This window comes from Novosphingobium aquimarinum (assembly GCF_009746585.1).
GTDB classification, from domain to species: Bacteria; Pseudomonadota; Alphaproteobacteria; order Sphingomonadales; family Sphingomonadaceae; genus Novosphingobium; species Novosphingobium aquimarinum.
The window spans coordinates 41,434-59,665 of sequence record NZ_WRPO01000016.1 but is presented as its reverse complement, the minus strand read 5'-3'; the positions used below and the strand labels follow the sequence as shown (position 1 = coordinate 59,665).

The window sequence follows — 18,232 nt, the reverse complement described above, 5'->3', positions numbered from 1 at the left end:
GCCGCGCCCGGTAACCCCGGCCGGCGATGCGGCTCAGGCGGCTTCGGCTCAGCGGTTTCAAGAGCTTCGTCGAGCCCGCCGAACTGCGGATCGAGCCCGGGCTGACCGGGATCGTCGGGCCCAACGGCTGCGGCAAGTCCAACCTCCTCGAAGCGATCCGCTGGGTCATGGGCGAAAGCTCGGCCAAGTCGATGCGCGGCGGCGGGATGGAAGACGTGATCTTCGCGGGCACCGCCAACCGCGCGCCGCGCGTCTTCGCCGAAGTGCTGCTGCAAGGCGACACGCGCGAGGCCGGCGGCGAGCTTGAACCCTTCGAAGTGCTGCGCCGGATCGAGCGCGGCTCGGGCTCCGCCTATCGCGTCAACGGGCGCGACGTGCGGGCCAAGGACGTCTCGCTGATCTTCGCCGATGCCGCCACCGGCGCGCACTCGCCCGCGCTCGTCAGCCAGGGCAAGATCGCTGCGGTGATTGCCGCCAAGCCCGCCGAACGCCGGCTGATGCTCGAAGAAGCCGCCGGGATCGCCGGCCTCCACGTCCGCCGCAAGGATGCCGAGCAGAAGCTGCGCGCCACCGAGGCGAACCTTGCGCGGCTCGACGATCTCATGGCCGGGCTCGACAAGCAGATCGCCGCGCTCCGGCGACAAGCGCGCGCTGCCGAGCGCTACAAGGCGCTGACCGAGCAGATCCGCCTCGCCGAGGCGCGACTGGTGTTCGCCCGCTGGCGCGATGCGGCGCAGGCGGCGGAAGCGGCCGGCAAGGAAGCCGAGGCAGCCGAAGCGCGCGTCGCGGCGATGCAGACGGCGGCGAAGGCGGCGCAAGACGCGCAGGCGATCGCGGCGGAGCGGCTCGCCGAAGCCCGCGACGAACTCGCCGACCGCCGCGACGACGCCAGCGCGCAAGGCCACCGCATGGCCGAACTGACGACCCGACTCGAAGCGGCCGAACAGCGCCTCGCCGACCTCGATCGCCAGCGCGCGCAGCTCGAAAGCGATCGCGGGCAAGCCGATCGCGTCACCACCGAAGCCGCCGCGGCTTTGGCCCGGCTCGAACGCGAAGTGGCGGAAGGACAGGAGCGGCTGCAGGCGGACGAAGCGCGCCGCCCCGAGCTTGCCGAGCATCTCGATCGCGCCGAACGCGCCGCGCGTGCCGCCGAACTCGATCTCGCGCAGGAAACCGCGCAGCAGGCGCGCATCGATGCCGACTGGAGGATCGCCGAATCCGAAGTCGAACAGGCACGCACCCGGCTCGATCGCATCGCGCGCGAAGCCGCCCGCCACGCCGCGCAACTCGCCGAACTCGACGCGGCGGGCGATCCCGAAGCCGATGCCGCCGCCGCGCTCGCCCGGCGCGAGGACGCGTCGCAGCGCCTGACACAGAGCCGCACCGCTTTGGAAGCCATGCAAACGCGCAAGGCAGATTTGCAGCAGGCGCGCGACACCGCCGCGAACGATCTTTCCGCCGCGCGCGCCGAGCTGACCGGGATCGAACGCGAGCACGCCGCGCTGGTGCGCGACCGTGACGCCCGCGCGCGCGGCGCCAAATCCGCGCATGGTCTTACCGCGGCGATCGATGCCGTCCGCGCCGAACGGGGCTACGAACGCGCCGTCGCCGCCGTGCTCGGCCGTGACGCCAAGGCGCCGCTGGGAGAAGGCGCGGGCGATGGCCGCTTCTGGACCGGAGCTGCGGCCCCCGCACCGGTCGCGGACAGCCTTGCCGCGCACGTGCGCGACTGCCCCGCACAGCTCGCGGCGCGCCTGGCACTGGTTCACGTCGCCGACACGGACGATGGCCGTTCGCTCGCTCCCGGCGAATGGCTGGTGACGCGCGACGGCCGGTTGCGGCGCTGGGACGGCTTCGTCGCGCGCGGCGAAGGCGCGGCCGAAGCAGCCCGGCTCGAAGCCGAGAACCGGCTTGCCGAGCTTGAAGCGCTGCTCCCCGAACGCCGAGCGAAAGTCGAGACCGCCGAGACCGCGCAGGCGAGCGTGCAGCAGGACCTCGCAGCGTTGCAGGCCGAACTCGTCGCAGCCGAACGCGTGGTCGCGAGCGCGTCGGAAGACGAACGGCAGGCCTTGCGCGCGCTCGATCAGGCGGAAGCGGCCCGCGAGCGCCTCGCCGCGCGTCGGGCGGAACTGGAAGCATCCGGACAGGACTTCGCCGAACAGCGCCAAGCCGCTGAAGCCGAACTCGCCGCCGCCGAGGCCCGCCGCGCCGACCTGCCCGATCCCGCCGCCGGACGCGGCGCGCTGGCAGCCGCGCGCGAGCGCCACGAAACCGCGCGGCGCGGCGTCCAATCCGCCACCGCCGGGCTTGCCGCGCACGACCAGGCGCTGGCCGTCGCCCGCGAACGTGCCGCCGCGCAGAAGGGCGACATGAAAAGCTGGCAGGCGCGCTCGGGCGATGCCGCCAGCCGCCTCGCCGAAGCCGCGCACCGCCTCGAGGCGATCGAGGAGGAGCGCGCCGTGGTGGCCGCCAAACCCGCCTCGCTGATCGCCGAGATCGAAGCCGGCGAAAGCGTGCGGGAACGGCTCGCCAAGGAACTCGCCGCAGCCGAAGCCGCGCTCTCGGCCACCGGGGACGACGCGCGCGAATGCGACGCGGCGCTCGCGCGCATCCAGGAGGAACTCGCCAGCGCTCGCGAGGCTCGTGCCGGGGCGGTCGCCCGCGCCGAGAACGAGAACGAGCGCCGCGCCGAAATGGGGCGCGTCTCGGGCGAACGCTTCCAGTGCCCGCCGCCACTGCTGCCCCAACGCTTCGCATTCGCCGCCGAAGACGTGTCCGGCGCGCAGGAAGAATCGGCGGCGATGGACAAGCTTTCCGCCGACCGCGAACGGATCGGGCCCGTAAACCTCGTCGCTGCCGACGAATTGGCCGAAGCCGAAGCGCAGCACGGCACCAGCCTTGCCGAACAGGCCGAACTGACCGAAGCGGTCAACCGCCTGCGCGGCTCGATCGGCAATCTCAACCGCGAAGGCCGCGAACGCCTGCGCGCCGCGTTCGAAGCCGTCGACACGCATTTCCGCCGGCTGTTCACCCGCCTGTTCCAGGGCGGCCAAGCCCACCTCGCGCTGGTCGACAGCGACGATCCGCTCGAAGCCGGCCTCGAGATCTTCGCCCAGCCGCCCGGCAAGCGGCTGCAATCGCTGACCCTGCTTTCCGGCGGCGAGCAGGCGCTGACCGCCGTTGCGCTGATTTTCGCGCTGTTCCTCACCAACCCCGCGCCGATCTGCGTGCTCGACGAAGTCGACGCACCCCTGGACGACGCCAACATCGAACGCTTCTGCGACCTGCTCGACGTGATGGTCGCCGAAACCGAGACGCGCTACCTCATCGTCACGCACAACGCCGTGACCATGAGCCGCATGCACCGGTTGTTCGGCGTGACCATGGTCGAAAAAGGCGTCTCGCGCCTGGTCAGCGTGGACTTGGGCGGCGCCGAGGAACTGCTGGCGGCGGAGTAGGGATTGACAGGATCATTTTTGTAGTTACATTTATTCTATCGGGACGCGTACCGATGACCCACGCGACCACCACGGAAGGACAAATCGATATGTGACGGCACGCCCTCGGAGGCCAAGTCGAATGCCTGACTTAATAAAGGTAACGTACGACCCGGCCAAAAGGGCGAAGATCCTCGAGGAACGTGGGCTTGATCTGGCCGACGCTGTGCTGGTTTTCAAAGATCTGCATATGCAGATTGAAGATGACCGAAAAGACTACGGAGAGACTCGCTATCGCGTATTTGGTTTTTTGCGCGGTCGTCGTGTCTCATTAGTCTGGACTCCTCGCAACGGATCGCGCCGGATCATCACGATGCGATACGCACATGAGCAGGAACACGAAGCCTATCTCCGAACCTTGGACTGATCCAGACGACGAATACGTCGAATGGACAGAAGAGATGTTTCGCAAGGCAGCCGTCTATAAGGGCGACAACCTCGTGAGGCCTGCGACCGGTACTCTCAAATCCATTGGCCGCCCGCCCTCTCCCAATCCCAAGCAGCAAGTGACGCTGCGCCTCGATCCCGATGTGATTGAGAAGTTCCGCGCCACGGGAAAAGGTTGGCAATCGCGGATCAATGCCGAACTGCGCAAGGCGCTCGGGATCTAGCGCAGCTATCCCTCCAGCACGAACCGTGGCCCCGGTCCCGCCTGACCGGCGCGGTCTTCGCGGTTGTAGAGCTCGCACTTGGTTAGGCTGAGGCAGCCGCAGCCGATGCATTCGTCGAGCTTGCGGCGCGTCAGCGTGAGCAGGTTGATCTTCTCGTCGAGCTGGCGACGCATCGAGCGGCTGATCTTCTGCCAGTCGGCCACGGTGGGCGTCCGGCCTTGCGGCAGTTGCGCGAGCTCCTTCTCGATTTCGACGAGGCCGAGACCCAGCTTCTGCGCGATCAGGATGAAGCTGACGCGGCGGATGTCGGAGCGCAGGAACCGGCGCTGGTTGCCCGACGTCCGCAACGCGGTGAGCAGCCCCTTGTCCTCGTAGAACCGGATCGCGGAGACCGCGACCCCAGTGCGCTTCGAAAGCGCCCCAATCGAAATGAACCGGTCTTCCGGCAAGTTCGCACCTCAATTTTGCTTGACCTCAAGTTAGCTTGAGGTTGCACGATGGGCAAGTCGGCGATTCGGATGGGTGTCCGGAGCGCCATGCAAACCTGAAGGAAAGGACTTGTCATGCCCAAGGGGACGATCGAACACGCCAACCTCACTGTCAGCAATCCGGAGCGCGCATCCCGGCTGCTGCAGGACCTGCTGAGCTGGCACGAGCGCTGGCGCGGCCCGGCAATGAACGGCGGCGAAACCATCCACGTCGGCGACGAGAACCGCTACATCGCGCTCTACACCGATCACCAGCCCCGCGACCGCTTCGCCAAGGGCGCACCGCTCAATCACGTCGGTCTGCTGGTCGACGATCTCGACGGAGCCGAGAAAGTCGTTGTCGATGCCGGTCTCGAACCGTTCAACCACGACGATTACGAACCGGGCCGGCGCTTCTATTTCTTCGACTGGGACGGGATCGAATTCGAGGTCGTGAGCTATGAATGAGGCTTTGCCATAGGCTGCAAGTTCCGCGTGTACTGACCGTCATGCTGAACTTGTTTCAGCATCCATCTCGCCCCGTGAACGGGAGGCGCGAGGGAGAGATGGACCCTGAAACGAGTTCAGGGTGACGAACGTACAATGTTGCGAACGTGGCTTCGTGTATTCCGAGTGAGTCTGGATCTACAAAAGCCGGGGACTGGCCTCTTCGGGCTCCGGCTTCGAAATGGCGGGCTTGGGATCGCCCGCCCAGCGCTCGCTCGTCCGCTCTACGTCCAGCGACAAATCGCATGTTTCGCATAGCGACAGCGCTTCGGTTGCGGTTCCGTCGGTCCATTGGGCCCAGTGCTCGCGCGCCAGGATGACGGGCATGCGATCGTGGACGTCGACCATCTGGGCGCAGGCCTCGGTCATCACCATCGTATAGGCATCGCCCCATTCCTCGGTGGGGCGCCACAGCCCCGCGACGGCGAACGTCTCCTCACCGGCTAGCTGGTACCAAGTGCGGGTCATCTGCCCGCGCTTGCCTTCGGCCTCGGCCCAGGCGGTGACGGGGATCAGGCAGCGGCGCGCCTTGAAGCTCGGCAGCCAGAAGCCGGTGAGCAGCTTGTCTTCGCGCGCGTTGTTGACGGGTTTGGGCTTGAGCGGCTGCCCCTGCTTGCCCTTGAGCACCAGCGGGAAGCCCCAGGTCATCGCCCGCGCCTTGCCTTCGGCGACGACGAGTCCGGGATAGCCGGGGTAAACCTCGTCGCCGAAATTCGCGCCGCGCTCCGGCAGGGCCTCGAAGAGATGGGCGATCTCGTCGACGCCCTTGGTCATACGATAGAGATTACAGATGGTTAGGCCCTCCGGGTGCGGTTTCGACATCCGTCGAAACCTTTGCGGCACCGGCCCACGCCCCCACCCGACCTCCCATCGGCAGTATACTTGAGTGGGAGGTCGGGTGGGGGCGTGAGCCGGTGCCGCAAGCTCGTCACGGATGTGACGAGCGCACCCAACAAACTAAGCATTCCCGACCACCCAGCACCCAAGCGCCATCAGCAGCCCCGCAAAGCGGTTGGAGCGGAAGCGCGCGAGCGGGTTGGCGCCGTCGTCGGGATCGAGCGTGAGGACTTGGCCGGCGAGATGCAGCGCCATCGGAGCCAGCGCCAAGAGCCCCAGCGTGTCCCCGCGCGCCCACCAAAACGCCAGCGCCCAGCAGGCCACTGCCAGCGCGTAGCAAAGCCCCACGCCGGCGCGTACGTGCCGCCCCATGCGCAGCGCGGAGGAGCGGATGCCGACCAGCGCGTCGTCCTCACGGTCCTGCAGCGCGTAAATCGTGTCGTAGCCCACCACCCAGGCGATCGAACCGGCGTAGAGTGCGGCCATCGTGCCCAGGTGATCGCCCCGGATCTCGACCCAGCCGACCAGCGCGCCCCAGCTGAACACGAGGCCCAGCCAGACTTGCGGCCACCAGGTGATCCGCTTCATGAAGGGATAGGCCGCAACCGGCAGGATCGCGCCGAGCGCCACCAGTTGCGCCGGCCAGCGCAATTGCAGCAGCACGACCAGACCCACGGCGCACAAAGCCAGGAGCCAGGCCCACGCGGCCTTCTTGCTCACCGCGCCGCTCGCGACGGGCCGGGCGGCGGTGCGCGCGACTTGCCGGTCGAGATCGGCATCGACGATGTCGTTGTAGACGCAGCCCGCGCCGCGCATCGCGATCGCGCCGGCCAGCATCCATGCGATCAGGCCCCAGCGGTCCTCGCCGCCCGCGAGCAGCACGCTCCAGGCACAAGGCCAGAACAGCAGCCACCAGCCGATCGGCCGATCGAAACGCGCAAGTAGCGCGTAATTGCGCAAGGTGCGCGGCAACCGGCCGACGAGGCCGCGATGCTCGCTGTCGGGAACGATGCCGGGGTCGGAAGCGGAAGCAGTCACGGCTTCCGACTAGCCCAAGGCGCCGCCGCTGTCATGCCTGAGGAAGCACGCGGGGGAGCATGGAGCGGGGAAGCATCATCGAAGCATTGCGCTTCTTGCCGCATCGCGCAACATACGCGCATCGAGACGTTATCCGAGGATCCCTGCATGACCCGCGCTGCCGCCCTGTCGCTTGCCTCCGCCCTTCTCGCGCTGACTGCCGCGCCCGCGCACGCCGAGGGCGAGCCGCAGACGCGCTGCGGCAAGGAAGCGCTGGATATCCTCAAGGAAGCGATCGAAGTGCCGACGGTGGCCGGGCGCGGCAACGTGCCCAAGCTCGCCGAGAAGCTGAAGGCGCGCTTCCTCGCGGGCGGATTTTCCGAAAAGGACATCGCGTTCACGCCGGTGGGAGAGACCGGCTACATGACCGTCCGCTATCCCGGCCGCGACCGCAAGGCCAAGCCGCTGGTGGTGATCGCGCATATGGACGTGGTCGAAGCCAAGCCCGAAGACTGGGAGCGCGATCCGTTCACCGCCGTGATCGAGGACGGCTATATCTTCGGACGCGGCTCGGACGACGACAAGAGCGGCGTGGCGATCGGATCGGCCGCCTTGCTCGAGCTCAAGCGGCAAGGCTGGGTGCCCTCGCACGATATCGTGTTCGGCATTTCGGGCGACGAGGAAACCGCGATGGCGAGCACCAAGGCGATGGCGCAGACGCTGTCGAACGCCGATCTCGTGCTCAACATCGATGCCGGCGGCGGCCTGCTTTCGACCGACAACAAGCCGTTGTTCTTCGGCGTGCAGGCGGGCGAGAAGACCTATGCCGACTATACCCTGACGATGTCGGACGCGGGCGGCCACTCGAGCCGGCCGGGTAGCGTCGACGTCATTGCCGAAATGGGCGCCGCGCTCGACGCGATCTGGAAGCACAAGTTCACCCCCAGGCTCAGCCCGCTGACCAAGGCCTATCTCGAAGGCAGCGCCGCACAAGTCGCCGATCCCAAGATCGCCAAGGCCATGCGCGATTTCATCGCCGATCAGACCGACGCCGAGGCCATCGCCGCGCTTTCGGCCGAGCCCGAATGGATCGGCGTGATCCGCACGACGTGCGTGCCGACGATGATCGAGGGCGGCCATGCCCCCAACGCGCTGCCGCAATCGGTCACCGCCAACGTCAACTGCCGGATCTTCCCCGGCACCTCGCGCGACGAGATCAAGGCCGAGCTCGCCAAGATCGTCGCCAATCCCAAGATCGCCATCGCGTTCAAGGACAACGGCACGCTCGAATCGATCGAATCGCCGCTCGACGACAAAGTCATGGCAGCCGTGACCAAGGCGGTGCACGAGAACGTGCCCGGCCTCGCGGTGATCCCCAACATGAGCGCAGGCGCGACCGATTCGATGCACTTCCGCTCGCAAGGCATCCGCGCTTACGGAGTGACGCCCACATACATGCGCAGCGAAGACAGCTTCGCGCACGGTCTCAACGAGCGACTGCCGCTGGCGACGCTCGATCCGGGCGTGAAGCAGATGGTGTCGATGCTGAAGTCGCTCGCGCAATAGGCACCGGACCGGATTCCTGCCTGCCACGCCCGCCTGGCCGCCGCGCAGCGCGCCGCGTCTGTTCGTGCCCGGGCCGCTGGCCGAGGGCGCGGGCGTATCGTTGCGCGAAAGCCAGGCACACTACCTCGCGCGCGTCATGCGCGTCGCGCCGGGCGATGCGGTGATCGTGTGCGACGACGAGACCGGCGAATGGGCCGCCGAAGTCGTCGCGGCGGGCAAGCGCGCGGTGGAGCTGTCCGTGCGCCAACGCCTGCGCCCGCGCGAACACGTGCCCGACTTGTGGCTGTGCGCGGCGCTGCTCAAGAAGCCGAACTTCGATCTGGTGCTGGAAAAGGCGACCGAGCTCGGCGCGGCACGGATCCAGCCGCTCGTCACGCGCCGCTGCGTCGCCGACAAGCTCAACCCCGATCGCGCGCGCACGATCGTTACCGAAGCCGCCGAGCAATGCGCGCGCACCGCGCTGCCTGCCCTCGCCGAACCGATCTCGCTCGACGCCTTGCTACGCGAATGGCCCGATGACCGCGCGCTGTTCTTCGCCGATGAAACCGGTGGCGCCCCCGCCGCCCCCGCCTTCGCTGCGCACTCCGGCCCTGCCGCGCTGCTGATCGGCCCCGAAGGCGGCTTCGACGACGCAGAGCGCGCCGCCATCCGCGCCTTGCCGCAAGCACGCGCGATCACGCTGGGTCCCCGAATCCTGCGCGCCGAGACGGCCGCGATAGCCGTTCTTTCGGTCTGGATGGCCACGGCAGGGGACTGGAATCAGGACGCGAATTCCGACGCTCAATAAATGACTGGCGGATTAACCGCCCGGCTCCTAATTGGGCGCCCATGAGCACGCGCGAGACGTCGGATCAGCTCGATCCCGAGATCGAATCGGTATCCCAACTGGCAGAGCCGATGGCCCTCGGCGAAAAGCCGCGTGCCGATTGGCGAATCGGCACCGAGCACGAAAAGCTGGTCTACGATCGCGCCGATTTCCATGCTCCGTCCTACGACGAGCCCGGCGGCATCCACGATCTGCTGATGGCGCTCACCGAGTTCGGGTGGGAGCCGATCGAGGAAGGCGGCAAAGTCATCGCGATGCGCGGCGAGGACGGCACCGTCAGCCTCGAGCCTGCCGGACAGCTCGAACTGTCGGGCGCGCCGCTCGAAAACCTGCACCAGACCTGCAACGAGACCGGCCGCCACCTCGAACAAGTCAAGGCGATCGGCGCGCGTACCTGCAAGGGGTTTCTCGGCCTCGGCATGTGGCCCGACAAGACGCGCGAGGCGCTACCGATCATGCCCAAGGGGCGCTACGCGATCATGCTGCGGCACATGCCGCGCGTCGGTTCGATGGGCCTCGACATGATGCTGCGCACTTGCACCATCCAGGTCAATCTCGACTACGGGTCGGAAGCGGACATGGTGCAGAAGTTCCGCGTGTCGCTCGCCCTACAACCGCTCGCGACCGCGCTGTTCGCCAATTCGCCCTTCACCGAAGGCAAGCCCAACGGCTTCCTTTCCTATCGCAGCCACATCTGGTCGGACACCGATCCGCACCGCACCGGCATGCTGCCCTTCGTGTTCGAAGAAGGCTTCGGCTACGAACGCTACGTCGACTACATGCTCGACGTGCCAATGTATTTCGTCTTCCGCGACGGCAAGTACATCGACGCCGCCGGGCTTTCGTTCCGCGACTTCATGGCGGGCAAGCTTTCGGTCCTGCCCGGCGAGCGCCCGCGCATGAGCGACTGGATCGACCACCTCTCCACCGCCTTTCCCGAAGTGCGGCTCAAGACCTTCCTCGAAATGCGCGGCGCCGATGGCGGGCCATGGAACCGGATTTGCGCCCTGCCCGCGCTGTGGGTCGGCCTGCTTTACGACCAGACCGCGCTCGATGCCGCCTGGGATCTGGTCAAGGATTGGGACATGGAAGGCCGCGAGGCGCTGCGCAACGCGGTGCCGAAACTGGGCCTCGATGCGCCCATTCCCCAATCCGTCAACGGGCGCGGCGGCACCTTGCGCGACATCGCCGGCGAAGTGCTCGCAATCGCCCGCTCGGGCCTCGCCGCGCGCGGACGCCTCAACACCATGGGCGATAACGAGACCGGCTTCCTCGAACCGCTCACCGAGATCGTCAAGAGCGGCAAGGTCCCGGCCCAGCGCCTGCTCGACCTCTATCACGGCGAATGGGCCGGCGACGTGACGCGGGCCTACGAGCACAGTTTCTGAGCGCTCGCGGACGCAAGCTCGGCGAGGCTTTCCTACTCTCACTCTGCGCGTCATGATGCCTGCGCCCTCTTTCGGGTCGGCTCTTTGACATCGGGAACGAGAAAAACGGGTGCGTGGAGTGTCACCCTATGAGAACAAGGCTTTTCCTTGCGTGATCAGGGACTTGGCGTTCCTACATCAGACATCGCCTGTGTCACCTTTGTCACCTTCGCCCGCTCATTCCGCCGGATGCATGTCCGGATGCGGACGCGGGCGAAAGCGTTCGGCGAGACGCGTGACGCTGCGCGTGATGAACGCGTTCTCGGCCATCCAGGCGTGGTACGCGCGGTACTTGGGATCCTCGCCCAGCAAGTGCGCTTCCTCGGTCTTGGCGCGCCAGAAGTAGATGCCGCTGACCACGCAAAGCATCACCGAATTGCGCACCGTGTCGGTCAGCGAGTGCGTGGTGACCAGGAACGGCATCGACGAAAGCCACCAGAACAAGTTCTTCGACAGATACGCCGGGTGGCGGGTGAAGCGGTAGGGGCCGTTGGTCAGCACGCCGCGATACGTGAGGTTGGAAAAGCGCAGGCCGAACGCGAACGTCGCCCAGGCATAGATCCCGGTGAGTGCGATCAGCATCCCGGCCCAGAGCCACAGCAGCAGATCGTGGCCTTGCAGCCAGAAGCCCCAGGTCGCGGTGTTGACCTCGTAGGCGAGCACGTCGGCGCGGCCCATCAGGCCCCAGACGAACGGCGGGTAGCACATCAGCGCCGCGACCCAGCCCGCGAGGAACGGGTTGCCGCTGCGGATATGCGCGTCGAGCGGGCGCATCGTCACCAGATAGCCGACGGTGCCGATCTGCACGTCGATGGTGAACAGCAGCGCGATCGTGATCTCGGCGATCGCCACGGGATTTCCGGCCAGGCTCGGCAAGTCGGCTTCGACCACTTGCGCGAAACCGAAGGGCAGGATCGAGACCATGAACGCGCCGAAGAAGCCCTTGATCGCCCAGCCGCGCCAGTGCTTCTTGATCTGCTCGGGCTCCCAGGCCTCGCGGCCGATGAGCATCGCACCGAAATGCCAGGCGCTGTCGCGCGGCTCGATCAGGTAGCGGTCGATCCACAGCACGTAGGGCACCGAGAGCAGGAACAGCAGCGGGGCCGCGCCGACGATCACGTCCATCGCGAACAGGAACTGGCCGTCCCAGTAGAAGCGGCATAGGCAGTAGACGAAGCCGATCATCGCCCAGGTCGCCCACAGCCCGGCGAGCTTGGTGATCGAGACGTCGAGCGTCGAGCGGAGCGAACGACGCAGCGACCAGTCGATCCCGGTCGAGGGCCTGAGGTGCACCTTGTCGACCAGCAACGACCACAGCACCATCGGCACGCCGGTAAACAGGATCGTCGCGACGGCGGCATTCGGTCCGGACATCGGGGCGCGCGGCCCCGGCAGCACAAAGGCATCGGCGATGCCGGCCCAGTTGCGGCAGATCACGATCCAGACGAGCAATCCCGCGAGGCCGACTAGGCCGACCGCGGGGGAAACATCGCTGGCCGGCGGCGAATTCGGGAGTGCAGCAGCACCGCTCATCCCGGGGCGACTGGTCTCGGCGTGACTGGTCTTGGCGTGATTCATGGCGCTACGCCTAGCGCCGAAAGGTTAAATCCAGTGAAACGAAGCCGGCGTCTGCCCGGCGCGCAAGATCAGCGCCAGGCGCTGATCTTGCCGCTGTCGTCGAGGATGTAGAGCGTCTGCCCGGCGACGATGGGCGCCAGCGAGACCGACTCCTTCAGATCGGCGAAGCGCGTGACGCTGCCATCCGAGGGATCCGCCCAGGAGACTTCGCCTTGCGAATTGGCCATCCACAGCTTGCCACCGGCCAGCACCGGGCCGACCCAGAAGATCTTGTCCTTCTTCTTCTTGGGCACGCGGAATTCGTCTAGCTGCGTGAGCCAGCGCACTTTTCCGCTGGTGCGTTGAATCGCGAGCAGCTGGGCATGGTCCGTAAGTGTGAAAACCCATTCGCCGGCGACCGCCGGGGTCGAAATCCCCGCCAGATTTAGCTCCCAGACGCGCTGCCCGGTGACCAGTTCGTAAGCGGCCATGCGCCCGCCCTGGCCCAGCGCATAGACGCGGCCGCGATCGATGATCGGATCGGCATCGACGTCGGTTAGGCTGCCGACTTCGGTCGAGATCGAAGTGCGCGCCAGCGCGTCGGACCACAGCTGGCGGCCGTTCTCGTAGCGGTAGGCCACCAGTTCACCCGAGGCATAACCGGCGATGACGGTGCCCTGCCCCGCCGCGGGCGCCGCGACGCCGAACACGCCCGACTGCGACATCGAGGCCGACTCGGTCCACAACGGCGCACCATCCGCCGCATTGAGCGCGATGATCTGGTTGTCCTGCGTCATCACGTAGACCGAATTGAACGCCACCGTCGGCGATCCGCGCAGCGGCCCCGAAAGCTTGACCTTCCAGATCTCCTTGCCGTCGTCGGCCTGCAGCGCCGCGACTTCGCCCACGCCGTTGGTCACGTAGACGCGGCCGCTATCGTAGCTGGCGCCGCCGCCGAAGACCGAGCTGGCGCCGTCGCCCGAGACGCCGAAGTTCACGGTCCACAACTTGCCGCCGCTGCCGGCATCCAGCGCCGTCACCAGGCCATCGGTGTCCATGACGAACAGCTTGCCGTCGCCCACTACCGGCGAGGCGGCGAGGCGGCGCTTGTTCGAGGACCCAGCGATCGACGCGGTCCAGATGCGGCTCGGCGTGGCCGAGAGCTCCAGCTGGCCGTAGCTCTTGGCGGCATTGCCGCCCGCTTGGGGCCATTGCGGATTGGCCTCGGCCGGCGGCAGGATCACCGACACGCCTTCGAGCGTGGGATCGACGGTGGCGCCCGATTCGATCCGCGACAGGATCGGCACGCGTTCGCCCACGGTAGGGGTCTTGGGACCTTCCTTGCCGCCGAAGATCTTGCAGCCCGGCAAGGCCAGCGCGAGCGCCAGCACGAGGATTGCGGTTGACCGGCGTCGGTGCGACGTCTGTTGGATCGGGTTTGCGGAATGCATGCGCCTGTTGGTCCTCACCACGTCGTTTCTAGTCCGCTGCCGCTTCGGGCACGGGCGCAGGCACCATTTCGGCGCTGGGCGCCGCATCGTCGCGCTGCGACTTGTCTTCGATCACGTCCTCGATCGCATCGACCCCCAGCACGCCCGCGATCTGGCGTGTGCGGCTGCGCAGCGAATCGGGTTGGCTCTCATCGCGCGCAATCTTGGCGAAAAGCGGGCCGGCGAGATTTTCCTTACCCTGCTTGAGATAGGCGAACCCGGTCATCTCGCCGGCAATACCGAAGAATGGATTGCCCGGCTGCGTATAGGGCTTCAGCCGGTCGATCACGTCCTGAGGCTTCATCGTCTCGTACGTGGCCGCGACGGAGCGGACGGTCGCCAGATCACGCAGCGGCTGCGGCACCGAATCGTCGCCCGCCACCTCGCCGTAAAGCGACGCGGCTGCCTTCTGGTCGCCGTTCTGCAGGGCGATGCCCGCGCGCATCAGCTTGGCAGAAGCTGCGCTGCCGTCGTTCGCTTCGGAGGCCAGCACCGCGAGCTTGTCATCCGCGGCCTTGAGGTTCGAAGCCTCCACGTCGTCGAGCGCCTTGATAAACGTTTCGGCGTGCGCCTCGCGCTTGGCTTTTTGATCGCTGTGCCACCACAGCCAGCCGCCGAACGCCGCCAGGCCCAGCACGATCAGCGCGATGACGGGAATGCCATAGCGCTTGAAGAACCCTTCGAACTGGTCCTGGCGCAGCGCGTCGTCGACCTCGCGCAGGAACACCTCGTCCTGCGCGGCTTTGCGCTGCGCGGCCTTTTCGCTGAGGGCGCCTTTGGTTTTGGGCGTTTCGCTGGGAGGGAGGGCCAAGGATAGGGCTTTCAAGTCGGCGGGAAGGCAAATGTGTCGCGCTTCTTAGCGGATGGGGACTGCAATTCAACGGGCAAACCGCTGCCCGGTCCGCGCTGAAGCAGCGATGAACGCCGCCAGTTTCAGGGCAGATCGGCAAGGCCCATGGCGGATGCGTAGAGCTGCCGATAGGTGGCGATCATCCGCGCCTCGTCATAGCGATCGAGCGCGACCTGGCGGTTCGCCGCGCCGATCGCGGTCCGCAGATCGGCGTCGGCAGCCAGCGTCGCCAGCGCTTCGCCGAGCGCGGCTTCATCGTCGGCAGGCGTGATAAAGCGGCGGTTCGGCTCGGCCACCATGTCGGCGACATCGCCCACGTCGGGCGACGCCACCGCCAGCCCGGCGGCCATTGCCTCGACCACCGAGATAGGGAACTGCTCGGATCGCGAAGACAACGCGAACAAATCGAACAGGCCCACCGCGTCCGCCGGTTTCGCGACGAAGCCGGGCAAATGCACCCGATCGGCCACGCCGCAGCGGGTCGCTTCCTCGCGGATCGCGCCGCGCTCAGGTCCCTCGCCGAGGATGACGAGCTGCCATTGCGGCGGCAGACCGGCGAACGCGCGCACCAGCCGCGGCAAGTCCTTGACTGCGCGCAGGCCCGCCAGCGTTCCCAGCCAGAGCTCGCCCTTGTGCTTGACGATCCGGGGCAGCGCATCGGGCGCCGGGCGATCGGCGTATCCGGCGACAGCGATGCCGTTGGGGATCAGGATGACGCGACCGCGCGGTTGCATCCAGGGGCCGAGCGCAATCTCCTCGAGCCGTTTCGACGGCACCACCAGGCCCGAACTTCGGGCCAGAGCAATCAGGCGAAACCAGGAGCGCGACCGCTTGAGCCCGCCGGCCTCGTCTTCGTTGAAGCCGTCCTCGTGGTGGATCAGCGGCGGCAGCGAAAAGGCATCGCGGAACACGGTATGCGCCATGACCGCATCCATTGCGCCCCAGTTGTACGTCAGGACGAGGTCGTAGCCGCGCATCGCCTGCGCCAGCGTACGCAAGCGTCCCGGCGTCGGCCGGCCCTGCAGGCTCGGGAAATCCTCGGGGTAGGTGGTGTCGGTGCCGGGATCGATGGCGGCAGCGGCCCCGTATGCGTCGGGTTTGGCGCTCACCACCGCGTGGCTCACACCTGTGCCGAAAGCGTTCATCAGCCGCGCCGAGCGCAATTCCTTGCCGCCGGCATCGAAGCTGGAATGGAGGTGGAGGAAACGCAAAGGAACTGCCGGTCCGCTTGCCTAGTCGACCGCGGCCAGCAGCCGGTCGATCGCGTCGATGCATTCGGGCTCGGTCAGCAGCGGCGCATGGCCGACATTCGGCAGCGTCAGCCCCTCGGCGCCCCGGATCCGCTCGATCATCTCACGCATCGTCGAGGGCGAGAACAGATCGGACCGGGCGCCTCGCACAACCAGCACCGGCTTTCCCGAGAGCGCCTCGGCGGCAGGCCAGAGGTCGGGCATGGTCTCGGCTTCGAAAGCCATGAACGGCTCGGCGATCTTCATATCGTAGTCGTAGACGATGCGGCCGTTGCCCGACACGGTCATCAATCGCTTGGCCATGCCGATCCAGAAATTGAGATCGCGGCCCGGGTAGGCCTCGCTCTGCACTTCCTCCAGCCCGCGCGCGGCATGGACCCAGGTCGGGCAGTTGCGCCCCTGGCCGACATAGTCCTTGATCCGCTGCAGCCCGGATGTCTCGATCCGCGGGCCGATGTCGTTGATCACGGCCCCGGCAATCCGTTCGGGTGTGGTCGCCGCCAGCGAGAGCGTCATCAGGCCGCCCAACGAGGTGCCGATCGCGACGAAGCGGTCGATGCCTTCCTGATCGAGCAGCACCATCAGATCCTCGACATATTGCTGAGGATTATACGTGGCGATGTCCTTGGTGTATTCGCTGTCGCCCCGCCCGCGCATTTCCGGACACAGCACGCGGCGCTGCGGAGCGATGTGTTCGGCCAGCTCCTCGAAATCGCGGGCATTGCGCGTGAGGCCATGCAGGCACACCACCGGAACGCGGGTCTCCCCCGCCCCTTCGGCCCGATAATCGCGGTAATGCAGCGCGAGCCCGTCGGTGCTCGTCCAGGCCCGGTCTTCGTACGCACTCATTCGGTAATGCTTCCCCGCGACCCTTCGCTGCAAGGCCGCCCGGGTTGATCGCCGGGGGCGCGCACCCCACTATTGCCTGATGCGACCTGAACCGCAAGCGAGCGCCTACCGCCCCGATCCGCAAATCGAGGCGATTGCCGATTGGCTCGCCGATCCGGTCGGCCCCGCGCGGTTTCCGCAGCACGTGCTGCGCTTCCGCAATGACCGCTGGGCGCGCGCGGTCGGGCTCGACCATCTCGACGATCCGCACTGGTGCGAACATTTCGCCGGATTCGCGCCGCTCGAGGGCAATCTGCCGCAGCCTCTGGCTCTGCGCTATCACGGGCACCAGTTCCGCGCCTACAACCCTGACATCGGCGACGGGCGCGGCTTTCTGTTCGCGCAGCTGCGCGACGGCGCGGATCGGCTGCTCGATCTTGGGACCAAGGGCTCGGGCCAGACCCCGTACAGTCGCAACGGCGATGGACGGCTGACCTTGAAGGGCGCGGTGCGCGAGATTCTCGCCACCGAAATGCTCGAGGCGCTCGGCGTCGATACCAGCAAGACCTTCTCGGTGATCGAGACCGGCGAGGAGCTGTGGCGCGGCGACGAACCCTCCCCGACGCGCTCTGCCGTGCTGGTCCGGCTGTCGCACGGTCATATCCGCATCGGCTCGTTCCAGCGGCTCATGGCGCTTCAGGAACGCGACCACATGGCCACGCTCGTCGACTATTGTCTTGCGACGTATCCCGGTGGCGCACCGCCCGAGGATGCGCCGGCACGCGACGAACCCGCCGTGATCCTGATGCACCAGGTGGTCGAACGGCTTGCCGATCTGGCCGCGTCGTACATGGTCGCGGGCTTCGTGCACGGCGTGCTCAACACCGACAACATGAACATCTCGGGCGAGAGCTTCGATTACGGGCCGTGGCGCTGGGCCCCCGCGTGGGATCCCGCCTTCACCGCCGCCTATTTCGACCACAGCGGGCTTTACGCCTTTGGCCGCCAGCCCGAGGCGATCCACTGGAATTGCGCGCAGCTCGCGATTTCGCTGCGCTTGCTGGCCGATAGCGAGCCGCTGATCGCCGCGCTCGATCGGTTCGGCGATCTGTACTCACGCGCCATGACGCGCCGCTTCACCTGGCGACTGGGGGTCGCCTCGCTTGGGCAGGAAGCCGACACCGCGCTGATTTCGGCGAGCGAACGGTTCATGCGCGAAGCCAGCCTGGCGCCCGAAACCTTCTTCTTCCGTCATCGCGGCGGCCGGGCCGTGCCCGATGGAGAGCTGGCGGAGGCGCTGCGCGAGCGCGAACCGATGGGCGACCAGAACGATCCGGTCTGGAACGAAATGGCCGCGCCGGGCATTCTCATAGACGAGGTCGAGCGCCTCTGGACGGCGATCGACCGCAACGACGATTGGGCTCCCCTGGCTTTGAAAGTAGAGGATATTCGTCGGCTCGGGGCCGCTCTGGGATATGCTCCGACCCGGATGGTTAATTAGC

The 18,232-nt window shown here is 67.0% G+C and carries 16 protein-coding genes; 8 read left to right on the top strand and 8 right to left on the bottom strand.

Annotated features, from left to right (window positions below; all coding sequences use genetic code 11):
* Window positions 1-26: 26 nt before the first annotated feature.
* From GQO94_RS15025 to GQO94_RS15015, 3 genes are all read left to right on the top strand, one after another.
* Window positions 27-3,458, top strand: a complete 3,432-nt coding sequence (locus GQO94_RS15025; RefSeq protein WP_156842250.1) for a chromosome segregation SMC family protein — start codon at window positions 27-29, stop codon at window positions 3,456-3,458.
* Window positions 3,459-3,579: 121 nt separating this feature from the next.
* The gene (locus tag GQO94_RS15020) at window positions 3,580-3,864 is read left to right on the top strand and encodes a BrnT family toxin (RefSeq protein ID WP_156842249.1); all 285 of its coding nucleotides are present in this window, start codon (window positions 3,580-3,582) and stop codon (window positions 3,862-3,864) included.
* Window positions 3,824-4,108 (top strand): BrnA antitoxin family protein, encoded by a 285-nt coding sequence (locus GQO94_RS15015; protein WP_156842248.1) that lies wholly within the window; start codon window positions 3,824-3,826, stop codon window positions 4,106-4,108. The genes GQO94_RS15020 and GQO94_RS15015 overlap by 41 nt, the downstream gene beginning before the upstream one ends.
* Window positions 4,109-4,113: 5 nt before the next feature.
* Here the strand turns inward: GQO94_RS15015 and soxR are convergent, their stop codons facing one another.
* Entirely contained in the window at window positions 4,114-4,557 is a 444-nt protein-coding gene (gene soxR, locus GQO94_RS15010) for a redox-sensitive transcriptional activator SoxR (protein WP_156842247.1), read from the bottom strand.
* A 114-nt stretch (window positions 4,558-4,671) separates the two neighbouring features.
* Between soxR and GQO94_RS15005 the strand changes: the two genes are divergently transcribed.
* Window positions 4,672-5,043: a VOC family protein gene (locus GQO94_RS15005; RefSeq protein ID WP_156842246.1), complete on the top strand. Its 372-nt coding sequence runs from the start codon at window positions 4,672-4,674 to the stop codon at window positions 5,041-5,043.
* Between the two features lie 177 nt (window positions 5,044-5,220).
* Here the strand turns inward: GQO94_RS15005 and GQO94_RS15000 are convergent, their stop codons facing one another.
* Window positions 5,221-5,874 (bottom strand): SOS response-associated peptidase, encoded by a 654-nt coding sequence (locus GQO94_RS15000; protein WP_156842280.1) that lies wholly within the window; start codon window positions 5,872-5,874, stop codon window positions 5,221-5,223.
* Window positions 5,875-6,039: 165 nt separating this feature from the next.
* On the bottom strand, window positions 6,040-6,957 hold the full coding sequence (gene ubiA / locus GQO94_RS14995) for a 4-hydroxybenzoate octaprenyltransferase (RefSeq protein WP_156842245.1): 918 nt from the start codon (window positions 6,955-6,957) through the stop codon (window positions 6,040-6,042).
* Window positions 6,958-7,104: 147 nt separating this feature from the next.
* Here ubiA and GQO94_RS14990 point away from each other — a divergent pair, with 147 nt between their 5' ends.
* The 3 genes from GQO94_RS14990 to GQO94_RS14980 are packed head-to-tail and all read left to right on the top strand — an operon-like array spanning window position 7,105 to window position 10,716.
* Entirely contained in the window at window positions 7,105-8,502 is a 1,398-nt protein-coding gene (locus GQO94_RS14990) for a M20/M25/M40 family metallo-hydrolase (protein ID WP_156842244.1), read from the top strand.
* Window positions 8,503-8,518: 16 nt separating this feature from the next.
* A complete protein-coding gene (locus GQO94_RS14985) occupies window positions 8,519-9,289 on the top strand; it encodes a 16S rRNA (uracil(1498)-N(3))-methyltransferase (RefSeq protein ID WP_156842243.1) in 771 nt (256 codons plus the stop codon).
* A gap of 41 nt (window positions 9,290-9,330) precedes the next feature.
* Window positions 9,331-10,716, top strand: a complete 1,386-nt coding sequence (locus GQO94_RS14980) for a glutamate--cysteine ligase (RefSeq protein WP_156842242.1) — start codon at window positions 9,331-9,333, stop codon at window positions 10,714-10,716.
* Between the two features lie 216 nt (window positions 10,717-10,932).
* On the opposite strand, the gene GQO94_RS14975 is transcribed toward GQO94_RS14980, so the two are convergent.
* The 5 genes from GQO94_RS14975 to GQO94_RS14955 form a co-directional block, all read right to left on the bottom strand.
* Window positions 10,933-12,288, bottom strand: a complete 1,356-nt coding sequence (locus GQO94_RS14975; protein WP_156842279.1) for a methyltransferase family protein — start codon at window positions 12,286-12,288, stop codon at window positions 10,933-10,935.
* Between the two features lie 113 nt (window positions 12,289-12,401).
* On the bottom strand, window positions 12,402-13,763 hold the full coding sequence (locus tag GQO94_RS14970; RefSeq protein ID WP_198045982.1) for an outer membrane protein assembly factor BamB family protein: 1,362 nt from the start codon (window positions 13,761-13,763) through the stop codon (window positions 12,402-12,404).
* Between the two features lie 28 nt (window positions 13,764-13,791).
* Window positions 13,792-14,613, bottom strand: coding sequence for a tetratricopeptide repeat protein (locus GQO94_RS14965; protein ID WP_156842240.1), 822 nt, complete (start codon window positions 14,611-14,613; stop codon window positions 13,792-13,794).
* Window positions 14,614-14,735: 122 nt separating this feature from the next.
* The gene (locus GQO94_RS14960) at window positions 14,736-15,863 is read right to left on the bottom strand and encodes a glycosyltransferase (RefSeq protein WP_232332953.1); all 1,128 of its coding nucleotides are present in this window, start codon (window positions 15,861-15,863) and stop codon (window positions 14,736-14,738) included.
* Window positions 15,864-15,884: 21 nt separating this feature from the next.
* A complete protein-coding gene (locus GQO94_RS14955; RefSeq protein WP_156842239.1) occupies window positions 15,885-16,751 on the bottom strand; it encodes an alpha/beta fold hydrolase in 867 nt (288 codons plus the stop codon).
* Between the two features lie 79 nt (window positions 16,752-16,830).
* Between GQO94_RS14955 and GQO94_RS14950 the strand changes: the two genes are divergently transcribed.
* Window positions 16,831-18,231: a protein adenylyltransferase SelO family protein gene (locus GQO94_RS14950; RefSeq protein ID WP_156842238.1), complete on the top strand. Its 1,401-nt coding sequence runs from the start codon at window positions 16,831-16,833 to the stop codon at window positions 18,229-18,231.
* The last annotated feature ends 1 nt before the right edge of the window (window position 18,232 follow it).